Source organism: Candidatus Woesearchaeota archaeon (assembly GCA_016188115.1).
Lineage (GTDB): Archaea > Nanobdellota > Nanobdellia > Woesearchaeales > GW2011-AR9 > JACPIK01.
In genome coordinates this window covers 973,679-996,795 of the sequence record JACPIK010000002.1, presented here as the reverse complement: position 1 = coordinate 996,795, position 23,117 = coordinate 973,679, and the positions used below count along the sequence as shown (strand labels likewise).

At 39.1% G+C, this 23,117-nt stretch carries 31 protein-coding genes; 14 read left to right on the top strand and 17 right to left on the bottom strand.

Annotation, left to right across the window (positions count from 1 at the left end; all coding sequences use genetic code 11):
* Positions 1 to 14: 14 nt before the first annotated feature.
* The 5 genes from HYV86_05350 to HYV86_05330 all read right to left on the bottom strand — a co-directional run bounded on the left by HYV86_05350 (position 15) and on the right by HYV86_05330 (position 2,656).
* A complete protein-coding gene (locus HYV86_05350) occupies positions 15 to 686 on the bottom strand; it encodes a CADD family putative folate metabolism protein (GenBank protein ID MBI2573261.1) in 672 nt (223 codons plus the stop codon).
* A 49-nt stretch (positions 687 to 735) separates the two neighbouring features.
* Complete coding sequence (locus tag HYV86_05345; protein MBI2573260.1) at positions 736 to 1,266, bottom strand: VOC family protein; 531 nt, start codon at positions 1,264 to 1,266, stop codon at positions 736 to 738.
* Positions 1,267 to 1,269: 3 nt separating this feature from the next.
* Entirely contained in the window at positions 1,270 to 1,755 is a 486-nt protein-coding gene (locus tag HYV86_05340; protein ID MBI2573259.1) for a hypothetical protein, read from the bottom strand.
* A gap of 61 nt (positions 1,756 to 1,816) precedes the next feature.
* The gene (locus HYV86_05335) at positions 1,817 to 2,293 is read right to left on the bottom strand and encodes a hypothetical protein (GenBank protein ID MBI2573258.1); all 477 of its coding nucleotides are present in this window, start codon (positions 2,291 to 2,293) and stop codon (positions 1,817 to 1,819) included.
* Between the two features lie 12 nt (positions 2,294 to 2,305).
* Positions 2,306 to 2,656, bottom strand: a complete 351-nt coding sequence (locus tag HYV86_05330) for a nascent polypeptide-associated complex protein (protein ID MBI2573257.1) — start codon at positions 2,654 to 2,656, stop codon at positions 2,306 to 2,308.
* A 53-nt stretch (positions 2,657 to 2,709) separates the two neighbouring features.
* Here HYV86_05330 and HYV86_05325 point away from each other — a divergent pair, with 53 nt between their 5' ends.
* Entirely contained in the window at positions 2,710 to 3,579 is an 870-nt protein-coding gene (locus tag HYV86_05325; protein MBI2573256.1) for a hypothetical protein, read from the top strand.
* Positions 3,576 to 4,580: a hypothetical protein gene (locus HYV86_05320; GenBank protein MBI2573255.1), complete on the top strand. Its 1,005-nt coding sequence runs from the start codon at positions 3,576 to 3,578 to the stop codon at positions 4,578 to 4,580. Before HYV86_05325 ends, HYV86_05320 begins: the two co-directional genes overlap by 4 nt.
* A gap of 14 nt (positions 4,581 to 4,594) precedes the next feature.
* Here the strand turns inward: HYV86_05320 and HYV86_05315 are convergent, their stop codons facing one another.
* The 3 genes from HYV86_05315 to HYV86_05305 form a co-directional block, all read right to left on the bottom strand.
* Entirely contained in the window at positions 4,595 to 4,762 is a 168-nt protein-coding gene (locus tag HYV86_05315; protein ID MBI2573254.1) for a preprotein translocase subunit Sec61beta, read from the bottom strand.
* A 598-nt stretch (positions 4,763 to 5,360) separates the two neighbouring features.
* A complete protein-coding gene (locus HYV86_05310; protein ID MBI2573253.1) occupies positions 5,361 to 5,981 on the bottom strand; it encodes a hypothetical protein in 621 nt (206 codons plus the stop codon).
* A 58-nt stretch (positions 5,982 to 6,039) separates the two neighbouring features.
* Complete coding sequence (locus tag HYV86_05305) at positions 6,040 to 6,726, bottom strand: TraB/GumN family protein (GenBank protein ID MBI2573252.1); 687 nt, start codon at positions 6,724 to 6,726, stop codon at positions 6,040 to 6,042.
* Between the two features lie 160 nt (positions 6,727 to 6,886).
* On the opposite strand from HYV86_05305, the gene HYV86_05300 reads away from it, so the two are divergent.
* Positions 6,887 to 7,249, top strand: coding sequence for a hypothetical protein (locus tag HYV86_05300; GenBank protein ID MBI2573251.1), 363 nt, complete (start codon positions 6,887 to 6,889; stop codon positions 7,247 to 7,249).
* A gap of 18 nt (positions 7,250 to 7,267) precedes the next feature.
* Here HYV86_05300 and HYV86_05295 read toward each other — a convergent pair whose 3' ends face one another.
* Positions 7,268 to 8,551, bottom strand: coding sequence for a hypothetical protein (locus HYV86_05295; GenBank protein ID MBI2573250.1), 1,284 nt, complete (start codon positions 8,549 to 8,551; stop codon positions 7,268 to 7,270).
* Between the two features lie 391 nt (positions 8,552 to 8,942).
* Here HYV86_05295 and HYV86_05290 point away from each other — a divergent pair, with 391 nt between their 5' ends.
* The 5 genes from HYV86_05290 to HYV86_05270 all read left to right on the top strand — a co-directional run bounded on the left by HYV86_05290 (position 8,943) and on the right by HYV86_05270 (position 12,503).
* Positions 8,943 to 9,218, top strand: coding sequence for a PRC-barrel domain-containing protein (locus HYV86_05290; protein ID MBI2573249.1), 276 nt, complete (start codon positions 8,943 to 8,945; stop codon positions 9,216 to 9,218).
* A 69-nt stretch (positions 9,219 to 9,287) separates the two neighbouring features.
* On the top strand, positions 9,288 to 10,412 hold the full coding sequence (locus HYV86_05285) for a mechanosensitive ion channel family protein (protein MBI2573248.1): 1,125 nt from the start codon (positions 9,288 to 9,290) through the stop codon (positions 10,410 to 10,412).
* A gap of 21 nt (positions 10,413 to 10,433) precedes the next feature.
* Positions 10,434 to 10,613, top strand: a complete 180-nt coding sequence (locus HYV86_05280; protein MBI2573247.1) for a hypothetical protein — start codon at positions 10,434 to 10,436, stop codon at positions 10,611 to 10,613.
* Positions 10,614 to 10,682: 69 nt separating this feature from the next.
* Positions 10,683 to 11,639, top strand: coding sequence for a replication factor C small subunit (locus HYV86_05275; GenBank protein ID MBI2573246.1), 957 nt, complete (start codon positions 10,683 to 10,685; stop codon positions 11,637 to 11,639).
* Between the two features lie 48 nt (positions 11,640 to 11,687).
* Positions 11,688 to 12,503: an alpha/beta fold hydrolase gene (locus HYV86_05270; protein ID MBI2573245.1), complete on the top strand. Its 816-nt coding sequence runs from the start codon at positions 11,688 to 11,690 to the stop codon at positions 12,501 to 12,503.
* Here HYV86_05270 and HYV86_05265 read toward each other — a convergent pair.
* Together HYV86_05265 and HYV86_05260 are read right to left on the bottom strand one after the other, a co-directional pair.
* The gene (locus HYV86_05265) at positions 12,500 to 13,399 is read right to left on the bottom strand and encodes a hypothetical protein (GenBank protein ID MBI2573244.1); all 900 of its coding nucleotides are present in this window, start codon (positions 13,397 to 13,399) and stop codon (positions 12,500 to 12,502) included. The two genes, HYV86_05270 and HYV86_05265, sit on opposite strands and share 4 nt — an antisense overlap.
* 113 nt (positions 13,400 to 13,512) lie before the next feature.
* Positions 13,513 to 14,472 carry a hypothetical protein gene (locus HYV86_05260; protein ID MBI2573243.1) on the bottom strand — a complete coding sequence of 320 codons (960 nt, stop codon included), beginning with the start codon at positions 14,470 to 14,472 and terminating at the stop codon, positions 13,513 to 13,515.
* Between the two features lie 143 nt (positions 14,473 to 14,615).
* On the opposite strand from HYV86_05260, the gene HYV86_05255 reads away from it, so the two are divergent.
* Complete coding sequence (locus tag HYV86_05255; protein ID MBI2573242.1) at positions 14,616 to 14,894, top strand: ferredoxin; 279 nt, start codon at positions 14,616 to 14,618, stop codon at positions 14,892 to 14,894.
* Between the two features lie 35 nt (positions 14,895 to 14,929).
* Here HYV86_05255 and HYV86_05250 read toward each other — a convergent pair whose 3' ends face one another.
* The 5 genes from HYV86_05250 to HYV86_05230 are packed head-to-tail and all read right to left on the bottom strand — an operon-like array spanning position 14,930 to position 19,324.
* A complete protein-coding gene (locus HYV86_05250) occupies positions 14,930 to 15,211 on the bottom strand; it encodes a hypothetical protein (GenBank protein MBI2573241.1) in 282 nt (93 codons plus the stop codon).
* A 23-nt stretch (positions 15,212 to 15,234) separates the two neighbouring features.
* Positions 15,235 to 16,911 carry a M20/M25/M40 family metallo-hydrolase gene (locus HYV86_05245; GenBank protein ID MBI2573240.1) on the bottom strand — a complete coding sequence of 559 codons (1,677 nt, stop codon included), beginning with the start codon at positions 16,909 to 16,911 and terminating at the stop codon, positions 15,235 to 15,237.
* A gap of 51 nt (positions 16,912 to 16,962) precedes the next feature.
* Complete coding sequence (locus HYV86_05240) at positions 16,963 to 17,970, bottom strand: fibrillarin-like rRNA/tRNA 2'-O-methyltransferase (GenBank protein ID MBI2573239.1); 1,008 nt, start codon at positions 17,968 to 17,970, stop codon at positions 16,963 to 16,965.
* A 3-nt stretch (positions 17,971 to 17,973) separates the two neighbouring features.
* On the bottom strand, positions 17,974 to 18,402 hold the full coding sequence (locus tag HYV86_05235) for a hypothetical protein (GenBank protein MBI2573238.1): 429 nt from the start codon (positions 18,400 to 18,402) through the stop codon (positions 17,974 to 17,976).
* Positions 18,395 to 19,324, bottom strand: a complete 930-nt coding sequence (locus HYV86_05230; GenBank protein ID MBI2573237.1) for an NOP58 family protein — start codon at positions 19,322 to 19,324, stop codon at positions 18,395 to 18,397. The genes HYV86_05235 and HYV86_05230 overlap by 8 nt, the downstream gene beginning before the upstream one ends.
* A 52-nt stretch (positions 19,325 to 19,376) precedes the next feature.
* Between HYV86_05230 and HYV86_05225 the strand changes: the two genes are divergently transcribed.
* Together HYV86_05225 and bcp are read left to right on the top strand one after the other, a co-directional pair.
* Positions 19,377 to 19,658: a hypothetical protein gene (locus tag HYV86_05225; protein ID MBI2573236.1), complete on the top strand. Its 282-nt coding sequence runs from the start codon at positions 19,377 to 19,379 to the stop codon at positions 19,656 to 19,658.
* A 116-nt stretch (positions 19,659 to 19,774) separates the two neighbouring features.
* Positions 19,775 to 20,248 carry a thioredoxin-dependent thiol peroxidase gene (bcp, locus tag HYV86_05220; protein ID MBI2573235.1) on the top strand — a complete coding sequence of 158 codons (474 nt, stop codon included), beginning with the start codon at positions 19,775 to 19,777 and terminating at the stop codon, positions 20,246 to 20,248.
* Positions 20,249 to 20,252: 4 nt separating this feature from the next.
* Here bcp and HYV86_05215 read toward each other — a convergent pair whose 3' ends face one another.
* Positions 20,253 to 20,474, bottom strand: coding sequence for a hypothetical protein (locus HYV86_05215; GenBank protein ID MBI2573234.1), 222 nt, complete (start codon positions 20,472 to 20,474; stop codon positions 20,253 to 20,255).
* A gap of 120 nt (positions 20,475 to 20,594) precedes the next feature.
* On the opposite strand from HYV86_05215, the gene HYV86_05210 reads away from it, so the two are divergent.
* From HYV86_05210 to HYV86_05200, 3 genes are all read left to right on the top strand, one after another.
* Entirely contained in the window at positions 20,595 to 21,098 is a 504-nt protein-coding gene (locus tag HYV86_05210) for a hypothetical protein (protein ID MBI2573233.1), read from the top strand.
* Between the two features lie 248 nt (positions 21,099 to 21,346).
* A complete protein-coding gene (locus tag HYV86_05205; protein ID MBI2573232.1) occupies positions 21,347 to 22,306 on the top strand; it encodes a 50S ribosomal protein L3 in 960 nt (319 codons plus the stop codon).
* 2 nt (positions 22,307 to 22,308) lie between these two features.
* Positions 22,309 to 23,115, top strand: coding sequence for a 50S ribosomal protein L4 (locus tag HYV86_05200; protein MBI2573231.1), 807 nt, complete (start codon positions 22,309 to 22,311; stop codon positions 23,113 to 23,115).
* Positions 23,116 to 23,117 lie beyond the last annotated feature (2 nt).

Below are 23,117 nucleotides of genomic sequence, written 5' to 3'. Positions count from 1 at the left end.
ATTTGTTGGGATTTTCAACAAACTGTTTTAATGTCCATAGGTACAAATTCAGCATACATGGCGTCAAACATTTTCCATAAACCTTCGGACACAGCACGAGCAGCATTTTCTTCTGGCATAGGATTTGTGGTTTGTTGCGCAAAATGTTTCCAAACATTGCCGTGTTTAATGTCGGCAGTTTTGTGGACTTCAAAGAAACGTAAGGCTTTCGGTGAACTTAATTCATAGTGTTGTTGAAGGGCAACTAATTTTTCTTGAGCTATCTGCGGCACTTGCGATTCGTAAGCATAGAGTGCCGCTGCACCTTCACTTAAAGAATGGTGACAATAGGCATAAATAAGTTCAATGACTTGTTTTGTTTCAGGTAGAAGAATGGTGGAGTGGATTTCATGGTCGCCTACACCCATTTCTTGGGCAAAATCAAGCCAGAGTTGCGAGTGAGATGTGCCTCCATTGTTTTCGCCCAATTCTTCTTCCATGAGGTTAATTAAGAGAATTTTACGGGTATATTCGTTATTACAATGAGAATGAAGCGTACTAATAAACCGCGGTAGATGGTCTACAAGTTGAAAATATTGTTGAGTATATTTTTGCAATGCTTCTTTAGGAAGACGTCCGGCTAGCCAAAGCCGATAAAATGGGTGTTGGAGAAGTGATTTACGTTCAACGATTTGTTTCAAATCCATCTGTCTAGGTAGAGAAAAGGATTATAAAAAGGTTATTGTGGGGTATTGTCTAGGTTGGTCTTTTTTCTAGAATTTGTGCTAATTCACGTTGTATTACTACTTCTAATGGTTGTTCATGAAATTTTGCTACGAACCAATCAAGATCTAAGCTTAGCGTAAGATTATTCCCACCAGGATTATCTGTTTTGAATGTATGCTGGGGATACATTTGAGCAAATCTATCTGCTGAAGGTACCACAAATTCAGCATGTTCAAAACCTTGCGCATGAGTCCTGCCTGTTTTGGGAGCAGGGAGTTCAATACAGGGAATGGTAAAGCCGGAAGGGTTATCATACTGAACTGGGGCTGTAAGTTTATAGGTTGAAATCGGTCGTCCATTAATAGGTGTCTCAACAAGAAGTGTTCCTTGCTTTGCAAGAAATTCTTTCATATCACCATATTCTTCTACGCTAGGAACACGATAACAAATGTGGTCAATGGGAAATTCATCAACACGAATACCTATTCCTTCTAACTTTGTCACTAGCTCGTTTGCAAATTGTATTGCTTGTCGGTAAAAGTCGAGAGTTGTAATAACCATAACTTACAAATCATCTTCATCTTTTTCAGGTTTGCCGGTGATCTGAATCCAAGCATAGTTTAAGAATGCGTGCACATATTTTTCTGCATTGGTGAGATTATCAATTTTTATTTCGGTTGTGGAGTTTTCCATAATTACAATCAGAGTTACATGCCGACGGTATTCTTCACGTTTTTCATGAGGGAGATTAAGAATTGTTTTAAGATAGGTATAGAATTGGAGATATTTTTGAAGTTGTATGTCGTTTTCAAAAAGTTCTCCTGCTTTTTTGGCGCGTAAAGCGGGACTTTTTGGTAGTGCGTCAATACGACCTTCCTCACGCGCTTTTTCCAGAAATGCTTCAACGATAAGGTCATAGGTTCCTACCATTCGATTAAGGGCATTGAGAATAACATCGACTGTACGGGTATACTTGAGGCTTACGTAAATAATGTGTTCGAGTCGTTTTAATTCTTCACGTGCTTCTTGTAAATACTCGTTCTCATTCATGGCTGGCAGTAACCCCTGATAAGTAGAGAAGAAAGGAACTGCCCTTTTTATGTGTTTCGCTTTAACTGCTCTTATGATGGCAAATTGAGCTGGCAATGGCAAGATATTTTTCAGTCATTTCTAGATATTTTCGCAGATCTTCAATGCTTAAAGTTTTGAGATCAAACTCTTTACTGCAAATGACAAATTTACCATTACGAGAGAATTCAACTGGGCTTTTGGCGTGGAGCTCTTTAAGCTCAGCAAGATCTCTGGTTAAAGTCAGAATGTTTGGTGGTATTTTATTTTTTGAAGGGGAAAATGTTTGGATCATGGAGATTTTTTGATTAAGAGTGATTGGAAGAACTTTGATTAAGCCTTGTTGATATTCATAATTTAGAATCGCTGTAGAGCATTGTTCAAGGCAATTTAGAATGTTTGCGCAAATCCCCATGAGCAGTTTAGTATCTTTCATCAAAGGATAAGTAACTTCGAGAAGATGGGCTGCGATGCGATATTGTTCTTGAGCTTTTTGATAATAAGGGGCGTAGTTATTCATGAATTAGCTCACTTACTCTTTCTCACTACTTAAGTCCATAATTGCTTGGGCTAGATCGCCTTCTGCGTCTTTTATTGCTTGAAGCGCTGTTTCTCTGGAGACTTTTGCTTGTTCCATGACTGTTTTAATGTCGTCTTCTGCAATTGTTGGCGTGGCAGACGATTCACGTTCTATAACTTCTCCGGTTAATTGATAGGTTTGTTGTCCCATCATATTTATTTTTGAAACAGAAGGATTTGGAAAAACAAGTTCTTTGCCGTTTTCAAGTTTCATGATGACTTGGGTTACTTCAAGCTCAGCTTGGTTTATTCCCATGCGTTTCATCATCTGTTGCATTTGTCGAGGGTTCATTCCGGGCATCATATCTAGGGACAAATCAGGTTATTTTTATAAACTTAGTTGTTCTTATTCGTATTATGAAGAAAAAGGGGCAGATCAGTGTTTTTATGGTTCTTGGTCTTGTTGTTTTACTTGTTATGTTCATTTTCATTGGGGCGATTCAACAAAAGCATTCTCCCGTTAACTCTGATCAGCAGGTTCAACTTGCGTATGATACTGCTTTGGTTGAGCAAACTGTCTCGAATTGTGTTGAAGATGTTGCTGCGCGTTCTCTGATTACTGTGGGTTATTACGGCGGCAAAGATCGTCTTGTTGGACCCTATTATGATGATGTGTTATTTGATAGTAATTATTTATTTTATAATGACACTTCTCTTATGCCTAATGCTACGCAGGTTGAAGACACATTGGAGCTTATGGTTCAAAAACGAGTTGTTGATTGCATTCATTTTGTCTCTAATTCTTCTTCTTCTTCCTCTTCATTCTCTCGAAATACTTCTGATTCTTCTCCTAATTCTCGTTCTGTTGAGACGACATCTCTCTTAGATTATAATTCTCTTTTTGAAGGAATAGAGGTTACTCCTCTTGATCCACCTACTGTAGATGTAAATTTGGCAGAAGAGCACGTTTTGTTTACAGTTAACTGGCCAGTTGAAGTACGTCATGGAGAGATGGCAAGAGAAATCTCCGATTTTTCTCCCTCTCCTTTTATGCTTCATTTTAAATCCATGATCGATGCGGCATCACTTTTTGTTTCACAACTTGCCGTCAATAACGGCACACTTGATGCTCTTTCGTTAGTTGAGCAAAATGTTACTTATGATATCTCTCTTTTGGGAAATGATACTTATTTGGTTTTAATTACAGACAACTCTTCTTTGATTAATTATCGTCCATTGGGATTTCTGTTTGCGGGTCAATTTAATGCGGGGGAGATACAACAATGAATCTTAAACAATTGGTGGTATTATTAGGTATATTGCTTTTGTCTTTTGGTTCATTTGTATTTGGCGATGATGTTGAACCAATTGTTCCTGCTCCCGATTCTGCTGATTCCACCCAGGCTCTTTCAGAGAATTTTATTGATCAATATGGATTTAGCGCTGCAACTTTTGATGAGCAAACAACATATGGTTCGGGGGTCTTACGCCATGGATCTGTAGGGATAGATATGAATGTTAATTCACTCGAAGGTTCAAGTATTATTTCCCGTTCTGATGGTTTTGAACTTACGGTTGCTCATGCTTCAACATTTGCGCATGAAGGCAAAACTCTTGATGTTAATTCAGGGGATAAGATCTTTTTGCTCGAAGGGGGAGTTATTCGTGTAGAACGAGTAGGATCATCTTTAGTCCCCGTCGATGTTGAGGTGGGAAGTCGCGCAATAATTCAAGGAGATATTCAAATGCAACAAGCATCCACGCAATTTCGATCTTCTGATCCAAGATCACAAGTAGAAGTAGCACCAGGCATGATGAAAATTAAACAAGGGGTTCTTGATGTTACAGAGTTTACTTTTGAAGATGAATCGATTCGGGGTTCTGCTCAAAGTGGTCGTGTTAGTGATAATGCTGATACACTTGATTCTTCAGTTCCAACTCATTTTACTCGCGTCGAGGATACGGCTATTGCTCTTGTTCCTCAAGAAACATCATTACAAACCGTGGTGGAAGGGCTAGTTCCTAGTCTTACTATTCGTGAGAATGCAGTCGTTGTTACTCCTTTTGATGCGGTTTCTTTAGCATATGTTACTGGTGAAGGAGATATTCAATTAGAGGTTGGCGGGATAAACTTGTTTTATCGTGTGAAAGAACCTGATGATGCGGTGCTTGCCAAGGGAACACTGACTACTGATATTGTTGGTTCAAATGGGGCTGTGCGTGTAGGGGTAGGCGACTTTGGAAAAACAGTAGTAGGCGTCGTTGATATTACAAAAATCTTTAATTAAGAAAATTCTTGAATTTAGGTAAATATTTTCATGCCAAAGACATTAAGTAAGATTATAATCGCCATGATTAAAATAGCAATGGCTACGATAGTTGCGGGACTAAATTTGAGTTTAGTTGTTGATTCTTCAGTGTAACGAACTAAACCACCTTGGCCTGAAGGCATACGGACTGGGTCTGACATATTCTGTTTGTAGGGGTGGTGTTTTATATATCTTTTGGCAGAGAAGGTTAGCAGAAAAGAAAAAGGTGGTAGAATGGCGTAAGCCGCCTTGTGTTATGCCCAAACAAACTTCATTGAGTTTGCGATGGCATTGGAAGCATTCTACTAACGCGTGCATACGCACTTGCACCAGCCAAAGTCCTCAAAGGACAAGTCCTTTGGGACTTTCCAAAGATCAGGTCTTTGGGAAAGTTTCGCCGTTTCATCGGTCCCTACGAAGACGTCGACAGGTTATCTAGGGTCTTGTCGCCAAGTCCGTCGCTATCTCATTCCATGGTTCGTAGGACGTGTCGTTTCTGGTCCAGAGCTAGGGGATTTCCCCCTCTGCTTTGCAGCAAGTGGCTTTTTGATGGTGGACGGACTTTCCTCACAAACTTTTACGTTCGTAAAAGTTTGATCAAAAATTACATTCAAGTGAGGTTTCGCATTGATGCTCAACCTCACGACATGGTTTCTAATCACTTTTTACGAACAGTCTGCGTAAGCTTCCTGCCATTACTACCAAGTGCTTAAAATGGGCTGTTTTTTATAAGAATTTGGACTATTTTGTGTTGGTTTGTTAACAAATTGTTCGGATGTTTGCTATTGGTGGTTCTTCTCCTAAATCTAACTCTCCAAACTCATCTTCAACAGGAGAAAGAGGCGTAGGTGAATTGGTATGTTGGTACAATCTTAGAATACTTTTTAGAAGATGAACTTGAGCTATTCCATATTGGGTAATCTCTTCTTGGCAACGTGTGATAAGTGTTAGTGGTTGTAATCCTTGTATTGGTGTTTTTTCACCTTTTCCAGATTCTTGAACTCTCAAATCGAGTTCATCGGGTGCTTTATACCCGTTTACTGTTCGAATTCGAAAAGTTGCAATTCGTTCACTTTCTCCAAAAATAGTTGATTTAAAGAGATATAAATCGCCATATTTGTAATCTTGGTTAATAGGAAATTCAAATTCAAGACTAATACCTTCTAGTCTGCCGCACTCTTTGTAATTTTGAGAAGGGAGATATCCAGCATTTTTAGTAGGTATTAATCCAAATGCCAATGTTGCTTTTTCTACTTCCCGAGGAGTAAGTTCATCTCCTAATGCTATTTTTCGTTCGAGTGCTGGAACGAGGTCTTGCGTCATTGGTGTGAATGTATAGATTCCAAATCCACTGCCCTTGAGAAGATGTAGTAATTCCATATTAAGAGTGGCAAGACCCTCACTTTTAAGCTTTAGTGTTGAATTGATAGATTTAGAATTATGTTATGATCTCAATCTTGAGCAAAAGTTCTTTCATGCCTTTGAGATGTCCTGCTCCCACGATTACGAGAACCTTTTTTTCAGGATGTGTTCGCAGGATCTTGACTAATGCTTTAACCATGTAGTGGTTGCGGTCGTCGATAAGTACTTTGTATAATGAAGGGTAACGTACACGAAGATGCTCGATCATTTTTTCAATGAATTCTTGTTGAGGTACTTTACGCAAATCGATGTCTTTAAAGCCAGATTTTTCGAGTTCTTTTTCTGGTGAGATAATTCCTTTGATGATATCCATTGCGAAGCGACCTTTTTCTTTCCAGGTTAATGTTTTAGAGAAATTTTTGAGAGTAATACGGATAGGTTGGTCGATTAAAGCAACATTTTTCTTTTGTTCTTTGGCAAGAGTGAGTGCGGTCTTCATTTCGCTTCCTGGCGCAATGCCAATGCTTTTGCCGAGCTTTTGTTGAACGGTGTGGGCAATCTTGGCAAAGAGATAGCCGCGCACGCCGATGACACGTATGGCGGAGAGAGGGATGTTCGTTTCGGCGTTGGTGAGTAAGGAGTGGGCACGTTCTTTGTCGAGTTCTACGGCGATGATATCTGGCTGGAACGAGTCTACTGCGTGTTTAATCTCATCGATACTTTGTTGCGCGATGTGGGACGTTCCTAGGAGAAGGTAGGGCATGGGGATGTTTGAGGAATAGAAGGTTATAAGAGTTGTGGAGGTTGATAGTTAATTTAGAATGGTAGTTGCGACTTGTTTGGGATAGAAGAATATTTAAGATAGAAGAATATTTAAGATAGAAGAATATTTAAGATAGAAGAATAGAAGAGGTGAAGATTAGATGGGATTTTTTTCTCGCGATGATTTAAAAGGTGCTGTAAAAAAGTTTGAGTTAGGCAAACTCCAAGAGGGAGTAGATGTTCTTCAAAAACAAATGGGAAAAGCTGGGGAAATTCATGATGATCTCGCTGGTCTTCAAGATTTAATGCGTCAGTATGAAGGGAAGTTGGTAGAAATTAAACAGTGTGAAACGAAATATCGTTTTCCTCAAAGGGTAGGTCCACGAATGATGCCAGTTGCCAGAGCTAACAATAAAGCAGTAATTGCTGAACTACATAGACTCGAAAAGGAAGAGTTGAGTTTACGACAGAAAATTCGCGCTCTTACACGAAAATTATATCTTGATGAACGGGGAATTCAATAAATTTTCTTTCATTTCTTTTTATTCAAATCCTTTTCTCTTTCTCAATGCTTTTCGTTGTGTAAGATAATTATCAATGGCAAGCTGGCGTAATCCTAACATGCGCTTTGTGGTCATGACTTTATATTCTTCTTTTGTTATACCAAGAACTTGACAGGCTTTTTCATATTCTTCAATAAATCCTTCGGGTGTGAGAGATTGAATTTTTGCGATGGCAGTGTCAATGAGTTGTGTAGAAACATTTGTAACATAGATGGTTTTGTAGGTGGAAAGTAGTTCGTTCCAATTTGCTTTGTTGGCGTTTTCGTACGGTCTTTTTCTGGTCCACATCACGACTTGAAGCTTGTAGGGTATATTTGTTATTCTGGCTATTGCGAGCATAATACATAGGCACATTTGTCTTCCACTGGTTAGTTCTCCTCCAGCAGTGAGATTATATGCAACTTTATCTCCATAGAAACTTTCGGCGTCTTGTACTTTTGTTTTTAATGTGAGATTAATCAAATTCTCATTATACTCTTTGAGTGCACTTCGTTCAATATTAAAAGTCCCAGATACACGTCGTACGTTGAAGTCAGCGATACCCTCAATTCGTAAATTGAAAATAGATTGATAGATGAAAGGAACTGCTGGAACAGTACAGTAACGAGTGTACTTCTTTACGAATTCTGCTTGGCCATAGAGAAGCTTTGGACCTAGTATTTTTGGTTCTTTGGCTTTTTGAGCGGCTTGAATTCTGGCTACCTGCTGGTTTGAGAAATCATAGTGATGAGTAAGTTCGTGGAGGTAATATCGATAAATGTATTCAAAATCAATTTTCTTAAGATAAAACCATGGTGCTGCGATAGTTTGCAGTAGCCATAATCCAGAGATATCAAACAAAGCGTGTTCTATGTCTGATCCTTCGTCACTTTTCTTTTCAGCGACTTTGTGTTCATGGTAATACCCTCGATCTTTGATGTGTATAATTCTAAATTCCATTACTAATTGTTCCCCTACAATGAAATAGGGGTTTTGTTCGATGATATTGAAGAGTACTTTGGGAAAGAAACTGGTGACATGTTCAATAAAATTCTGATAAGGGATAGGAACCCAATTTTTAACATTAAGCCAACGAAGATCTAGTTCTTCTTTTTCGAGTGCATTATTAAGTACTTTGCCAATTCGCTGAGCACCTTGTTTTTGTTGAAGTACTTTAAGTTCTTCAAGATCAGCTGTAAGGTGGTGGGCTTTGTATTTTTTAAAGATAAAAGTGATTGTAACATTCTTGCCAGCTATTACTTTGGTTTGGGTGAGATTAGGCACGTATTTTCATTCTTTTCTGGTTCTTATTAACTTCTCTCACCCCTTATTAGTACTCCTCTCCTGCCTTTACTTAGGTTACAAGAAATGTGATTCTGGTCACATTTCTGTACAGAAAACAAGTCGTTGCTTGTTTTCAGGTAGCATCTTTCGGAGTTTTTGTCGTGTTCTTCGCTGTACCGGTCGACCCCCTAGGGGTGGTCCCCCCGACCTCTTTCGAGGGTTATTTACTCAACCCTCACCTGATGCAAGAAATGAAGCTAGCTTCATTTCTGCACAGAAATAGAGTACTGCTCTATTTCTTGTGATGCTAACCTTTTAGTAAAGTCTCCAGCAGCAAAAACTATTTAAACGTCAGGTTCTCTCATCATGCTATTAGTTTGAGGTGATTATTATGTTAAAGATGAAGAGGGTGAGTGAGACGTACGATCTTAAGGTGTTTACTGATGCTGGTGACTATTTCGGAGATATCGAAGATGGTCTTGTTCAAGGCAATAAAATTTCTGGCTGGCGTATCCGTGCAACGAAGAATTCATTCTTAAGCCGAGTTTTAGGAAATGCAAAAGGCGTTATCGTTCCTCATCAATTGGTTAAAGCTGTAGGAGATGTTCTGGTTATTTCTCGTAATGCTGTTCCAACTGGTAATGTTGATGACGGCGGCGCAGAATAAGTGTTTTTCAAGAATCTGACACCACAACTTATTTAAATTTCTTCTTTTATCTTCTTTTTGATATATTCTATGATGGATACTGTTTTAGCATGGGTAGGTACGTTGCCTTATGGTACATTTCTTACAAATCCCTATGTTTTTGGTGTTTTGATTATTCTTACGTTTGCACTGCTGGCTAATCTTGTGTTTTGGGGCTTTGCGTTGTATCTAAAAGTGTTTGCAAAGAAAACAGAAACTCTTTTCGATGATTTGTTTGTTGAGAAGACTAGACGGCCGATTTTCCTTTTCCTGTTTACTTCTGGTTTTGAACTGGCGTTACGTCATGTTGGTGTGTTGAGTTGGGTACTTTTAGTTACGGATGCTTTGCTTGCAATCTTTTTTCTCTTTTTCTTGTCACGATTGTTAGACACGATTGTGCAAACTTGGGGTCATCAACTTGCTCTTAAAACGGAAACCAAAATTGATGAGGTTTTGCTGCCTCTTCTTCACAAAGTTACAAAAGTTATCTTTATTCTCATAGGATTTTTGTGGATTTTACATATTTGGCATATTGACATTACGCCTTACCTTGCAGGGGTAGGTATTAGCGGAGTTATTCTTGGTCTTGCTCTGCAAGATTCGTTGAAGAATCTCTTTGGAGGTGTTAGTCTCCTGCTTGATGAGACGTATCACATTGGAGATAAAGTACGTCTTGAAAGTGGAGATTTGGGCACAATTATTGACATTGGTTTACGCAGTACAAAAATGGTTACATTTGATAATGAAGTAATCTATATTCCTAATGGGTATTTAGCGAATTCACGTGTTCGTAACTATGCTAGACCTGATACAAAAGTTCGAGTTAAAGTTATGTTTGGTGTAGAATATGGCAGTGATCCTGCAAAAGTGCGTAAAACAATCTTTGATGTCGTGTCGAAGACATTGGGCGTGCTTAAAGATCCCGTACCGCAAGTCCAATTTATGGAGATGGGGGATTTTGCACTTAAATTTCGCTTAACATTTTGGATTCCTCATTGGGATCAAGAGCATGCGAAGAAAATTGAGATGACAGAGAAAGTGTATACGGCATTGAATAAAGCAGGAATCGTAATTGCGTTCCCGACACAAATTGTCCATCTGATGAATGAGCCTGTAAAGAAGGACAACAGTCGGAAAATCGAAGGGAACCTCAAGGGGAGACAAAGAAATAAATAGAGATCTCATTTTTAGACTTCTATGGATCCATTTTCGTTAGTAGGTATTATTATTTTGATTATTTTGCTGTATTTCTTTGGCAGAATATTTTCATTTCTCGTTAAGGTTGCGATTATCGCATTTTTGGTTATGCTTGTGGTGGTGTTTTTGTTTGATATTTCTTGGGGAACGATTTGGCACTGGATTACGGGATGGTTTTGAGTTGCTTTTTATGAGAACTACTTTTCCCTTTCCACAATTCTTTTAAACTGTCTGTCGTTTGCGTGTTGTATGGATTCTACTATCTGGACTGAGAAATATCGACCGCATACGTTTGCGCAGATTCGTGGGCAAAAAGATATTGTTGAGAAAGTATCAGCTCTAGTCAAATCAGGTAATATGCCTCATTTGTTGTTCTCTGGTCCTGCTGGCGTTGGTAAGACTACAATGGCGTTAGTGATTGCACACGAACTTTTTGGTGATAGCTGGCGCGAGAACACGTTGGAATTAAACGCGTCGGATGAACGTGGTATTGATGTAGTTCGTGTCAAAGTGAAAGATTTTGCTCGTACCAAAGCAATTGGTAATGTCCCATTCAAAATAATTTATCTTGATGAAAGTGATGCGTTGACGCGCGAAGCGCAGCAGGCGTTGCGTCGTACGATGGAAAATTATACTAAGACGTGTCGTTTTATTTTATCTTGTAATTATAGTTCTAAAATTATTGATCCTATTCAGAGCCGTTGTGCAGTATTTCGTTTCAAGCCTCTATCAGAGCAAGAGATTATCGAAGTTGTGGAAACTGTTGCTAAAAATGAAGGGCTTGTGTTAACTGCTGATACTAAAAAAGCTCTCTTTGATGTGAGTGATGGCGATTGTCGCCGCTTAGAGAATGTGATGCAGAGTTGTGCTGTGCTGGGAAAATCGCTTACGCCAGAACTGATTTATTCCATGGCAAGTGTGGCTAAACCTAAAGAAGTGAATGCTATTTTAGCAACTGCGATTGCTGGCAATTTTACAGAAGCGCGTAAAAAATTGTTGGAGTTGATGCTGGAGTATGGGTTATCTGGCACAGATGTAATTAAACAGATTCACAAAGAAATTTGGCATTTAGCGATTCCTGATCGCAAGAAAGTTGAGCTGGTTGACAAATGTGGTGAGATTGAGTTTCGCATGGTTGAAGGCAGCGATGAATATTTGCAGCTTGAGGCATTGCTGGCAAGCGTGATGTTGGCGGGAATGAAATAGAGTTTTGTCTGAGGTAACATTTTTAATTCTGGGTTATTTCTTTGGATTATGAAACAGACTCCGGTATCTTTTCCGTTTGGTTCTCATACGATTGGTGGTATTCTTTATACTCCTGCTGGAAAAGGTCCATTTCCTGCGGTTTTGTATGTTCCTGGATTTTCTGGTGGGATACGAGAAGAGAGAAATGTAGCACTAGCTAAAACATTGGCTGAACAGAAATTTATTATTTTATTATTTGATTTTTATGATTTTCCAGATAAGTGTAGTGCTATTTCCAAAAGTGACATGACTATCTCTCTTCAATGTACAATAATTCGCGCAGCGCTAGACTATTTAGGGTCTCTATCTTGTGTCGATTCTTCTCGAATGAGTTTAGTTGGACATTCATTAGGAGCCATGACTTGTTTAGTTTATGCACCAACCGATACAAGAATAAGTTCGATCGTAGCTCAATCGCCAGTGGTGAACTTCAAAACTTGTCAGCGAGAGGGATTTATGCTTGATGATTCTTGGAAAAAGACCGGTCTTAAAAAGATTACAAATCGATATGGCTCATTTGAGTTAAAGTCGGAATTTGTTGTTGATGGTATGAAATATAATTCTTGTGCTGCTTTGCAAAAGATTTCTTGCCCCGTTCTCCTTATTTATGGTGATCGGGACACTCTTATTTCTCTGGATGTAGCACACACATTAGTCCCTTTTTTGAACAAGCTGAGTCGTTTTGAGATTGTGAACGGTGCGGATCACATTTATCATGGAAAAGAAAAAGAGGTAGTAGAACTTACCGTTACGTTTCTGAAAGAAAAGATGCAAACATTGCGTATAAAAAAGATTAAAAAAATAAAAAGTAAATCAAAATCCTAATTTGCGCTTTCTTTGATTCTCAAACTTTGTTTAACCAATTCGCGGTAGCGAAAGTCAAAGGTTAAGCGTACTTGTTTAGTAGAAAGTTCGTCTGCGTCAAGAGGGTTTTTGAGTTTACACAATAATTCTGCTTGACCGTTGTAGAGGCGGGCTTCGTTGACTTTTCCTGCAGATTTACATTCCCAATCAGCGTCATCAATGGAAAATGCAAGTTCTTCACGGGTTTCGTCAAATTCGCTGCCAACTTTGGTTACGTCACCAGTACCGGTATTCTTGATTTTGATTTTAAGAGCCATAACTCCTTTTCCTGCAGTGTCTTGTTCTACAGATTCAACGGTAATGGGTGATCCAGATACAAAGAACGATTTTTTCTCGTTAACATTACATACACGATCATCAGTGAGGTCTTCTTTAAGGCACACTTCAGGAATAACAAGGTAGGTTTTGTAATTATATTCTAAATTTGCAAACCAATCACGATCAAGATAATTGGTAACTTCTCCGTTAAATCTTGCATCTGATGCAAATGCAATGGTTTCTTCTCCGCCTTCAGGTGAGAGATCAGAAATTTCTTCAAGTTCATCTTGATTTGCAAGAGTGCGAGATGCAATTCCTTGAAATTCTTCCGTTGAAGGTCCAAGAAGTTCTACATCAATGTCTGCTGGTTGAATTTTATATTCCCCTTTGTTATTTACGGTAACTTCAATAGGGAATGCTTCAGAATCAAATATTGATTGAATACCGCTTTCTTCGACACCAAATGGCTCGAAGTGGGCAAGGACGCCTTGCGATCCTCCTTTAAATACGCTGCCTGTTTGCGCTTGCGGATCAGAAGTTCCACAAGAGACAATAAGCATGCTTAGAACGAAAAGTACTGTTATAATTGCGCGTTTCATCATCAACCCTCTTTACTCTTTTTAGGTGGAATGAAGAGGATAGCGTATTTAAAGTTTACTGGACTAAAGAAGGTTGATTGATCTGTACTTCGATTTATTTTATTTATTACTGCTTATTTAGGGGTTGCTACAATGCGGACAGGGCGTGTTTGTGATTGCATATAACTGTATTGTAATGTGATCTGAAGAGGAGTTTGGTAGGCAATAGTTCCTGGAATATTGAATGTGCAGATGATTTTTGCTTGATTATTGTAAAGACGAACGGTGCGATCTTTCGGTTTACATTCAATAGGACTTTGTCCGGCGATGGACACGTCAAAATTAACAAAGTTAAGATCATTTCGTTCTAGAATCCCTTGGCCGCAATTTTGGATTCCTGTTGAGGGGCTAAGAACTTGACCTCCTCCTTGGTTTGAAATACTAATCTCAAAGACGGCACGATTTTTGCCAACCATATCTACATTGACACTATTAATTGCTACTGGGGCACCTTGACCACCACCCATGCCTACATTGGCTGGACGACAGGTTTTTTGTTCAGGTGTGACTTGATAGAAAAGGGGGTCTACACAGACTACAGGGCTTGCTTTTGTTTCGTAGTTATAACATGTAACATAATTAAGAGTAGGAGTATATTCAATAACATCGGTAGGAAGTGTAATTGAAGGCGCGTTGAACTCAACTTGGTTTATGCTTCCTTGAACATTGTAAATACTTTTTCCTTCAAGTGTTCCAAGGCTCTCCCCACAGGATCGTGGAATGCCAAATCCTCCGCGAATAATATTTGGATCAAATCCGGTTACTTGGACAAAACAGTCACTGGGTTCAAGATTAAAATTTCCTCGATTTTGAATTTCAACAATAGAGATGAGCTCATTATCATCATAGATTGTTGCAGGAGGAAAATTAGCAAGCACGGTTAATGCGACCCCTTGTGTTCCTGATTGTACTTGTTTGAGTAGACCCGCTGTATCTTGAGGGGTGCTTCCACCCGGCACTTTATTACAACTTGTGAGGAGAACTAATGAAAAGAGAATAAGTATTATAACCACAAAACTGTCTCTTTTTTGCATTTGGGAAGGTAGCTTTTTTTGCGTTATAAGCTTTTTGGTAGACCTTTTCTACGGAGCTGTTGGTTCTCTTTCTTATCTTGTCGATCTTTTTTACCTAAAGACACCATAAACTTCTTAAAGAAACCCCTGTTCGTCTCTTTGATATGGCGAAAAATATAGTATTCCATCTGAAAAAGGATTGTATTAGCTGCGGTGCATGCGCAGCAATCGCGCCACAATTTTGGGAGATGGATCAGGAAGGTCTTGCTCATCTCAAAGGTTCAAAGGAAGTCAAAGGAATTAAAGATTCCAAAGATGCTCTTCTTAAAGAAGATCATTGGCAATTAGATATTTCTACTGAAGAAGATCGTGCGACGAATCAAGAAGCAGCAGATGTATGTCCTGTCAACATTATTCATGTCAAGCCGAAGAAAGAGAATTAAATTTCTTGATTTTTGTCGATAGGCAATGTTGTTTTCTATGTTAATTTGGTTTCATCTCTTAAAGAATGCGCAAAGGCAACTTGGTGACGTTGTATTTTTCGTAGAATTTCATTATGTTTTTCTGCCAATTTACGTACTTTTGCGGTGGCGTCAGTATGTTTTACGTAATGTTTTTGTTTGTCTTCATGACGTGTAGCTTTAGTGTGGTCATCAAAATGTTCACGCGCTTTTTGTGCATGTTTGCGGATTTTTTTATTTACACTCATCAGATCTTTGGAGAGAACATAGAGATATCCAGCTTCGTTGAGAAGTGACATATTTTACATGAAGAAAAAGAAGTTTATAATCCTTTTGTGGCGATCTCATGTAAATAGTGTGCTATTACATTCATCCCTTTTGCTGCCTGCGCAAGTTCGTAACATTCATTAGGGGCATGATATCCATCAGACATTTTGCTTAATGCGAGAAATACAATGGGGGTGTTAGGGAAGGTGTTGGCAAATGGCGGCATGGAGCCGATCGTTCCTCCTCCTCCAACAAATAATGTTTTTTTACCAAAGTGTTTGGTGCAGGTTTTGGCAGCAATATTGATGTAGGAGTTTTCCACTTCTGTCATAATAGCGGGTGTTCCCATGTGGTGTGTACAGTGAGCTTGGGAGATGATGGTGCGGGTGTGTTGTTCAATGAGCTGAAGAATTTTGTGTGGATTTTGTTTTCCAACGAGACGTGAGGTCACTTTGAGACGTACATGTTGTTTTTCTTTATCAATCACAAAACCATGTAACTCTAAAGTTGGCTGATACCATGCACGTATGCGCGCTTCGACTCCATCTTTGGTATAGAGTTGTGTAAGATCAATGCCTTCATGCTGAAGATCATGAAAGAGATTAACAGCTTTGGCAGTTGCTTGAAGATGGGAACGAAGTTTAGGGGTAATCTGTGGTGTGTCTTTGTAGAACTGTGCGATTTTGATTTTTCCAGTCTTGAATTCAACTGTTTTGGCAATGAAAGTGCAGAGCTGAGTGAGTGAATTTTGCTGTGCGGGGGGGATTTGCAATTGTGTTGTGGCATATGAACCGGCTATATGGCAAAGAGTGGTTAGAGGGTTTCTTACAATTCCTCCAAACACACCAGAGTGAATATCTTTGGTTCCCACTTTTGCTGTGATGGTGACGAGATTTTCGTGTTGTGTGATCTTAAAGCGAGGATAATTTTTTTTGGCATAGTGTACGAAGTAACTGGGGTTGTCTGATCGTACCTTCACGGTGGCTTGAGGTGGGATTTTGGTAGCAACACCTTCTTTTCGCTGATCCCCTCCGATGATGTCAATTACTTCGAAAGGCGGGTTATCACTTTTTTTGTGTTCCGATTTTAATGGGACAATGATTTCTGTTTTTGCGAGTCCACGTAAACTGCAGGTAATTGAGGGGTGGTCACCTTCAAAGATAGTGTCTGTTACAAGTATGGCGTTAGGTTTTTTGAGCAGTTTTTTATTTTCTTGCAGAAATGCTGTGAAATGATTACTCCCACTTTCTTCTTCTGTTTCATAGATAATTTGGATCGTTGGATGAGGCAAGTTCAATTTTTGGAGTGCGTTAAGAGCATGGAGTGCTGTGAGTGCTGGACCTTTATCATCCGTAGCTCCTCGTCCTCTGATTATACCATTTTTTTCTTTGGCATCGAAGGGGTGTTTCATTGCGTATTTTTGTAGTTGCCAATCCTTGGCGTCTGCGGGTTGGACATCAAGATGATTGTAGAGTGTGATAGTTTGATTGCTCTTTTTTGCAGGGATGGTAGCGATGAGAATAGGATAGCCATGATTTGGGATGATCTGGTATTTTATGTCCATCTCTTGCATGATCTTGCCTATTGCTTGCAGAATTTTTGGGAGATTTTTACGTTGGGCTGGATCTTGACTTTCCGAACGAATGTTGATAAGATGTTGAAGTTGTTTGGAAAACGTGGGGAGAATTTGTTTTGCGTACTGTTCTATCTGGTGTTGAGCCTCTTTTTGCATGGAAGAAGTATATTTTGCGTGTTTAAATTTGTTTGTTTTTAGTGTTTTTTCTTACTTCTTTACAATGATCATACAATGATCTTTTTCAAATGGTTCAAGAATGCGAAAGTCAATGACGGTAAAGATTTTTTCTAACTGAAGTCGAATTTCGTTAAAGAGATCTTTGGGTTTACGTCGAATATCAATGCTGCGCGCTTTCACGGCAAGTAAGCCATAGCCTCCTGGTTTGAGAAAGATATTACAATTATTAATGAAGATGTCAGCCTGATTGCGTTGGGCAATATCTTGAAAGACAATGTCTGCTTGACATATTTTTCCAATATATTCTTCGGGGTGATTAGCATCAGCAAGAAGGGGAATGATGTTGGTTCTTTTTTGTGATAGAAATATTGCATCACGAATAACACGAGGGGCAGGATCAACACCAAAAACGATTCCTTCTTTTCCTACCATGTCACTGACAAATGAAGCCGTGTATCCGTGACTAATTCCAAGATAAAGTACAACATCATTTTTGCGAATACCAATGTTGGTTGCCCCTTTCGCAACAGCAGCACCTAATTTGCTACGGCGTGGGTCAAGCTCACGATATTCACCATCGCTTTGTCGTATTAGTTTTTCGTCAAATGGCGCAAATCCTGGAAGGATGCTTTTAGTATAAAGATAGCGTCCACTTTCATAAAGTTCAAAAACTTTATGGGGAGTGACTTTGCTTGTTGCGCTGTCTCTTGATCTAAATCCTATGTTGGATGACTCTTTATTTTCTTGTGGTTGATCGGGCATACGATTTTGAATGAATGGGAGTGGTTTGACAAACTGATTTGAGGGTTTGGTTTGCGATACTGGTTTTATTGTCGATGTTGGCGTCTCTTGTCGAGCTCGAAAAGGAGTTGGAGATTGTCCGGTTACTCGAGATTTTTCATAGGGGTTGAGAGACGCATTTTTTGTTGTAGCAGAGGGGGCACGTACTTTATTCTCCGGGATGTCACTGGTGTCCATACTAAATTTTTTGAATTTAGGCTGTTTTTGTCCCATGTAGGTTTTTTTCTCAGTGGCCATTTCCTATTCTCCTTGCTCTAATTTTTGTTTTGCTTTTGCCTCGTGCCAAACTCGTGATTCTTCCTCTCGACTTACTTTTCTATTTTCAATAAGGAATGGTTTTCTCTCGGCAAATTTTGTGTGAATATGTGCTAGGACTTCCTGCATTTTGAAAAGTCCTTCATGTTCTGCACGCGAAATTGTGCCAAGACAATCCCATAATACGTCTCCTAACTCATCTTTGATACGTTGTGTATTAGGTTGAGCACGATTTATTTCTGTGAGAAGTTCTTCAACTTCTTCTTGCATTTGAATTGCACGTTGTTTGAGAGTATTTTCTTGTGCCCATTCGGAGAGAACTAAGTTGCGTCGCTGCAATTCCATTAGTGTGGCAAGTAGTTCTGTTTCACTATTCTTCTTACTCCTCGTGGTTGTTGGTTTGATCTTACTCATGTTTAAATTTTTCTTCTAACTCTGCTTTAAACGCAGGTGCTTTGAATTCACCTTTGAAATAATCTAGACGGGCGCATAATGAAAGTTTGTCAGCAAGTAAACGTGCGGCTTTTCCTTTGTCGTCTTTTTTGGTATTTTGCACTAATGGATGATTGATAATAATGCCATATTTTGGTGATCTTGCACCAGTTGCGATGTGGCGAAAGAGGGCTTTTTCTGCTCCAAAGAGTTGAATGGTTGATGCTGGTAAGAGCGCAAGATTTTTGAGACCTTTAGCCATTACTATTAATTTTGCGCCAATCGTTGCTCCTGCAAGTTCAAGTAGATTTGGGCAGTGGGTTTTCATGGTTTCTTTAAGGTAAAATTCATATTGTTGTCGTAGGGTATAAAGATTTGAAATTTGAGATGCGAGTAAGATAATTTGCGCAAGATCGATGTCTAGAAGTGGCGCTCCAAGAGTTTTGGTAATCTTTTTTTGATCGATGAGCTCTTGACGCGAGTGTTGCGCTACTAATTGCGTGAAATGTTCATGGTTAGAGATTAGTTCTCCAATTTCAGGTAGAGTCAGTGCATGCCATTCGCGTAGTCGTTTGGTGAGAAGATTTGTAACCTTGTCGATTTCTTCGATAGCACTTACGGTTTGCACTAATAATGAGTCTGTTCCAACGCTATCTCGCAGTGCTTGCGCACTGAATTCTTTGTTGCTTTCACGAAATAAAGAATAATATCTACTGTTATGTAGATGTGAAAGAGCAAATGGTGCTTTTTCCGGTGGAATAGCTTTGAGGGATTTATATTTCGATTCTAACTTTTGCAGTGATTCTTTGTAGGCAGGATTGGTGTCTTGGCAGAGTATTTCTTCTACCCAATTCCCTTTTTCATCAAAAATAAAATGACCTATACTGTTAGAAAAAAGATACATATCCCTTTTTTATCGCAGAAATTATATAAAGTTTGGGGTCAATTTTATGTGAATGCCACAACTCCCTAAAGAAGCACAATGGTTAATGTGTCTTTATTGTCACGAACATTTTGATGGTGTGGAATGGAATTCGATGTGGGTGGGAAGTATTCATTATAAAACTCATGATTGTGGGTGCGGTGTCCAAGCGCGTTGTCGCGTCGATTTTATAGGTTCTGGCCATGATGCATTTCGAAAAGAGACTGGGAAATTAGAATCCATGCTTAAGCCGCATTCGGGTATCCCTAGTGATTTTCCCAAAGTTCCATTTCCTCTGCCACGATTAGGGTTGTAGGTTAGTCTTGTGGAAAAGTATTTTATTTTTTAGACCATACAAAACTTCATCTATTTGTTCGTTGAGATGTCACAATTAACAATAACTATAAAAACTTCTTTTGTATTGATCTTAACATGCCAATACCTACTCTTAATTCCAAAGCTGTCGATTTTTCTGTTCCTGACCAAACTGGTAAGCTCACATCACTTAAAGATGCCAAAGGCAAATGGCTCGTGTTCTATTTTTATCCTAAAGATGATACGCCTGGTTGTACGATTGAAGCAATCGATTTCACCAAATTGAATAGGGAATTAGAGAAAGAAAGTGCATTAATTTGGGGTGTGAGTCCGGATAATGGGAAGTCACATTGTAAGTTCATTGAGAAACATGCATTGTCAATTACATTGCTTTCTGATACAGAAAAGCAACTTGCAGAATTATATGGCGTGTGGGCTAAGAAGAAATTTATGGGAAGAGAGTATATGGGTGTGGTTCGCTCAACATTTTTGATTGATCCGAAAGGAATCGTGCGTCACGTCTGGAGTCCGGTGGAAGTGAAAGGGCATGCACAGGCGGTGTTGGAGAAGGTTAGGGAGTTGAAAAAGTAAATTCTTAGTAGCTAATATTATCCATTTTTTTCTTTATATAAAATAAAGTTAAAATACCGATAGCAACCATAATCCCGACTCGAATTACTATATTTAGGATTAACCAAAGAACCCCTTCGAACACTCCAGATTTAAGAATAACTGTTTGAAATAGGAGTTCGGTGACGATCCAACCAAAGATTAGTGCTGCGATTCGCATGAAATATCTTTTATCAACTGCTTCCATCAATAAACATAAACCAAACCTGTTATATAATATTTTGGCTCAGTAGATTTGTCAAGTCCTTCTTGTCCGTTCACTTTTACGTCACAACTTTTTTAAATGGCCTATTAGCGCCGCATAAGTATGTTTATTACCCATTTTCCTGATCGGGCAGCTACTGCGAGTATTGATGATTTGTACTCAACTGCAGTTAGATGTACTACTCAATTGTATACTTTAACGCAACCGCGTCTTGCTCACTTTCTTGATTCTCGATATGGTTCACTCTCTTTTGATGGAAGAGGACGAGAGCAAGTTGGCAATGAAGATATTATTACTGCACGGCTTCATCTTCCTGATCGTCTAGTAAATGGGGATATCGGGCTACATAGTGATGTGAATATTTTTGTAGAACGAATTTCTTATCTTGCGTTTTCAAGTTATATCGGTTTTTATTTTTCAAAAGTTCAAGCTAGTTCGGGTGAGATAAAAGTAACTGCCCAAGAACTTACACTTTTGAATAAGTTTGGTCACGCGCGAGAAGTGTTTTGGTATCTTGCAGACGAGTGGGATAGTCGTAATGGGAAAGGTGGCAAACTTGCAAAAGCACCGCATAGGCTTCTTCAAACCCCTGATCTATCTTTCTAGTTTTAATCTTTTTTACATTCTTGAATGTAGAAACATTTATAAATAACCGCTTTTCCCAACAAACCACTTTCAACGCTTATCGTACACTGACCGACTAGATCGGTTCAATATGATGGGTGTGCTGGCCTGAAAAGGTAACCATCGCAGTTTCTGGGATGGCACCATGTATAGGCTGTTTGCATGCGATATCTTTGTGATATCTGGTTGGGAACCAAGAGCTTATGCTCAATTAATAGGTTTAACTTAAAATGCCAAAAAATCATCATCCTCGTCGCGGAAGTATGCAGTTCTGGCCTCGTAAGAGATCACGCCACACATTAGTGCGCGTTCGTTCTTGGGCTGTTGAGACTAAACTTAAACCATTAGGTTTTATCGGTTACAAAGTAGGTATGACTCATGTCATGATTAATGATGCTCGTGCGAAATCAATGACAAAAGGCGAACGTATTTCCATGCCTACTACTATTATTGAATGTCCTCCTATGGTTGTTGCAGGAGTAGTATTTTACGGAAGATGGGGGACTGGTGTACGTAAAATTGGTTGCGTTCTTTCTCCTAAATTACACAAAGATTTAGCTCGTGTTCTTCCTTTACCAAAAAATAAATCTCACTCATTCGATTCCATTAAAGAATTTAGTGATGTACGTCTTTTGGTGCATACTCAACCTTCTTTAATCACTGTTGAAGCTAAAAAACCTAAAGTTCTTGAAGTTGCTCTTGGTGGTGCTGTATCTGAAAAACTAGCGTATGCTAAAGATATTCTTGGTAAAGAACTTAAAGTTGAAGATGTCTTTGAAGTAGGAACTCTTGCTGATGTCCATGGTACTACTAAAGGAAAAGGGTTTCAAGGTACTGTTAAACGATATGGTGTTCCTATTCGACAACATAAAGCGGAAAAAACCAAACGTGGTATTGCTACGTTAGGTTCTTGGTCACCTAAACGTGTTGAATTTACTGTTCCTCAATCAGGAAAAATGGGGTATCATTCCCGTACTGATTATAATAAACATATTCTTAAGATTGGTTCTGATGGTGCAGCAATTACTCCTGCGGGTGGTATTGCTCATTACGGCATTCTTAAACAAACATATGTTCTTATCAAAGGCTCTGTTTTTGGCTCTGCAAAGCGTCCTGTGCTTCTTACGCGACCAATTCGGGCAAAAGGTTTTACGAAAGAGGTACCTGAGATTGTTCACATCTCTCATTAATCATGAAAATCGCTATCCTTAACAAAGAGAAAAAAGAAGTAGGTCATCACGACTTACCAGTTCAATTTAATGAAGAATTCCGTCCTGATTTAATTCAACGGGCTGTTGCTGCATATGCAAGTGCACAACGTCAACCTATAGGTGGTTCTCCTTTAGCTGGTCTTCGTCATTCTTCAAAGTTAAGTAAACGCCGTCGTAATTATCGTGGCTCATACGGTTTTGGCATCTCACGTGATAATCGTAAAATCATGTCTCGACGAGGTATGAGAATGAATTGGGTGGCAGCATATGCTCCTCATGTACGTGGCGGTCATCGTGCTCATCCTCCTAAAGCTCAGAAAGATCTCGTTGAACAAATTAATGTTAAAGAACGACGTAAAGCTATTCGCTCCGCTATTGCAGCAACTATGGATTTGGCAGTAGTAACTAAACGGGGTCACAAAGTTCCTACAGGTTACCCATTTGTTATTGAAACCTCATTTGAATCAATTTCCAAAACAAAAGATGTTGTTAGTGCACTTACTGCTCTTGGTTTTAGCGAAGAACTTGAACGCAGTGGAGTGAAAAAAATTCGTGCAGGCGTTGGTAAATTGCGTAGCCGCCCTTATAAACGTAAAAAAGGCGTTCTCGTAGTTGTTGGTGAAAAATGCCCTCTGCTTCATGCAGCACGCAATATTGCTGGTCTTGACATTGTTTGTGCAAATTCCCTTAATGTTAATTTACTTGCACCTGGAGCATTACCTGGACGAGTTACTCTCTGGACTGCTTCTGCACTTGAAATATTAGAAAAGAAACGTTTATTTATCTAAAC

Excerpts from the sequence above, each read along its gene's own strand:
- HYV86_05350 (MBI2573261.1), bottom strand. The coding sequence starts at position 686 with ATGGATTTGAAACAAATCGTTGAACGTAAATCACTTCTCCAACACCCA.
- HYV86_05345 (MBI2573260.1), bottom strand. The coding sequence starts at position 1,266 with ATGGTTATTACAACTCTCGACTTTTACCGACAAGCAATACAATTTGCA.
- HYV86_05340 (MBI2573259.1), bottom strand. The coding sequence starts at position 1,755 with ATGAATGAGAACGAGTATTTACAAGAAGCACGTGAAGAATTAAAACGA.
- HYV86_05335 (MBI2573258.1), bottom strand. The coding sequence starts at position 2,293 with ATGAATAACTACGCCCCTTATTATCAAAAAGCTCAAGAACAATATCGC.
- HYV86_05330 (MBI2573257.1), bottom strand. The coding sequence starts at position 2,656 with ATGATGCCCGGAATGAACCCTCGACAAATGCAACAGATGATGAAACGC.
- HYV86_05325 (MBI2573256.1), top strand. The coding sequence starts at position 2,710 with ATGAAGAAAAAGGGGCAGATCAGTGTTTTTATGGTTCTTGGTCTTGTT.
- HYV86_05320 (MBI2573255.1), top strand. The coding sequence starts at position 3,576 with ATGAATCTTAAACAATTGGTGGTATTATTAGGTATATTGCTTTTGTCT.
- HYV86_05315 (MBI2573254.1), bottom strand. The coding sequence starts at position 4,762 with ATGTCAGACCCAGTCCGTATGCCTTCAGGCCAAGGTGGTTTAGTTCGT.
- HYV86_05310 (MBI2573253.1), bottom strand. The coding sequence starts at position 5,981 with ATGGAATTACTACATCTTCTCAAGGGCAGTGGATTTGGAATCTATACA.
- HYV86_05305 (MBI2573252.1), bottom strand. The coding sequence starts at position 6,726 with ATGCCCTACCTTCTCCTAGGAACGTCCCACATCGCGCAACAAAGTATC.
- HYV86_05300 (MBI2573251.1), top strand. The coding sequence starts at position 6,887 with ATGGGATTTTTTTCTCGCGATGATTTAAAAGGTGCTGTAAAAAAGTTT.
- HYV86_05290 (MBI2573249.1), top strand. The coding sequence starts at position 8,943 with ATGTTAAAGATGAAGAGGGTGAGTGAGACGTACGATCTTAAGGTGTTT.
- HYV86_05285 (MBI2573248.1), top strand. The coding sequence starts at position 9,288 with ATGATGGATACTGTTTTAGCATGGGTAGGTACGTTGCCTTATGGTACA.
- HYV86_05280 (MBI2573247.1), top strand. The coding sequence starts at position 10,434 with ATGGATCCATTTTCGTTAGTAGGTATTATTATTTTGATTATTTTGCTG.
- HYV86_05275 (MBI2573246.1), top strand. The coding sequence starts at position 10,683 with ATGGATTCTACTATCTGGACTGAGAAATATCGACCGCATACGTTTGCG.
- HYV86_05270 (MBI2573245.1), top strand. The coding sequence starts at position 11,688 with ATGAAACAGACTCCGGTATCTTTTCCGTTTGGTTCTCATACGATTGGT.
- HYV86_05265 (MBI2573244.1), bottom strand. The coding sequence starts at position 13,399 with ATGAAACGCGCAATTATAACAGTACTTTTCGTTCTAAGCATGCTTATT.
- HYV86_05260 (MBI2573243.1), bottom strand. The coding sequence starts at position 14,472 with ATGCAAAAAAGAGACAGTTTTGTGGTTATAATACTTATTCTCTTTTCA.
- HYV86_05255 (MBI2573242.1), top strand. The coding sequence starts at position 14,616 with ATGGCGAAAAATATAGTATTCCATCTGAAAAAGGATTGTATTAGCTGC.
- HYV86_05250 (MBI2573241.1), bottom strand. The coding sequence starts at position 15,211 with ATGTCACTTCTCAACGAAGCTGGATATCTCTATGTTCTCTCCAAAGAT.
- HYV86_05245 (MBI2573240.1), bottom strand. The coding sequence starts at position 16,911 with ATGCAAAAAGAGGCTCAACACCAGATAGAACAGTACGCAAAACAAATT.
- HYV86_05240 (MBI2573239.1), bottom strand. The coding sequence starts at position 17,970 with ATGGCCACTGAGAAAAAAACCTACATGGGACAAAAACAGCCTAAATTC.
- HYV86_05235 (MBI2573238.1), bottom strand. The coding sequence starts at position 18,402 with ATGAGTAAGATCAAACCAACAACCACGAGGAGTAAGAAGAATAGTGAA.
- HYV86_05230 (MBI2573237.1), bottom strand. The coding sequence starts at position 19,324 with ATGTATCTTTTTTCTAACAGTATAGGTCATTTTATTTTTGATGAAAAA.
- HYV86_05225 (MBI2573236.1), top strand. The coding sequence starts at position 19,377 with ATGCCACAACTCCCTAAAGAAGCACAATGGTTAATGTGTCTTTATTGT.
- bcp (MBI2573235.1), top strand. The coding sequence starts at position 19,775 with ATGCCAATACCTACTCTTAATTCCAAAGCTGTCGATTTTTCTGTTCCT.
- HYV86_05215 (MBI2573234.1), bottom strand. The coding sequence starts at position 20,474 with ATGGAAGCAGTTGATAAAAGATATTTCATGCGAATCGCAGCACTAATC.
- HYV86_05210 (MBI2573233.1), top strand. The coding sequence starts at position 20,595 with ATGTTTATTACCCATTTTCCTGATCGGGCAGCTACTGCGAGTATTGAT.
- HYV86_05205 (MBI2573232.1), top strand. The coding sequence starts at position 21,347 with ATGCCAAAAAATCATCATCCTCGTCGCGGAAGTATGCAGTTCTGGCCT.
- HYV86_05200 (MBI2573231.1), top strand. The coding sequence starts at position 22,309 with ATGAAAATCGCTATCCTTAACAAAGAGAAAAAAGAAGTAGGTCATCAC.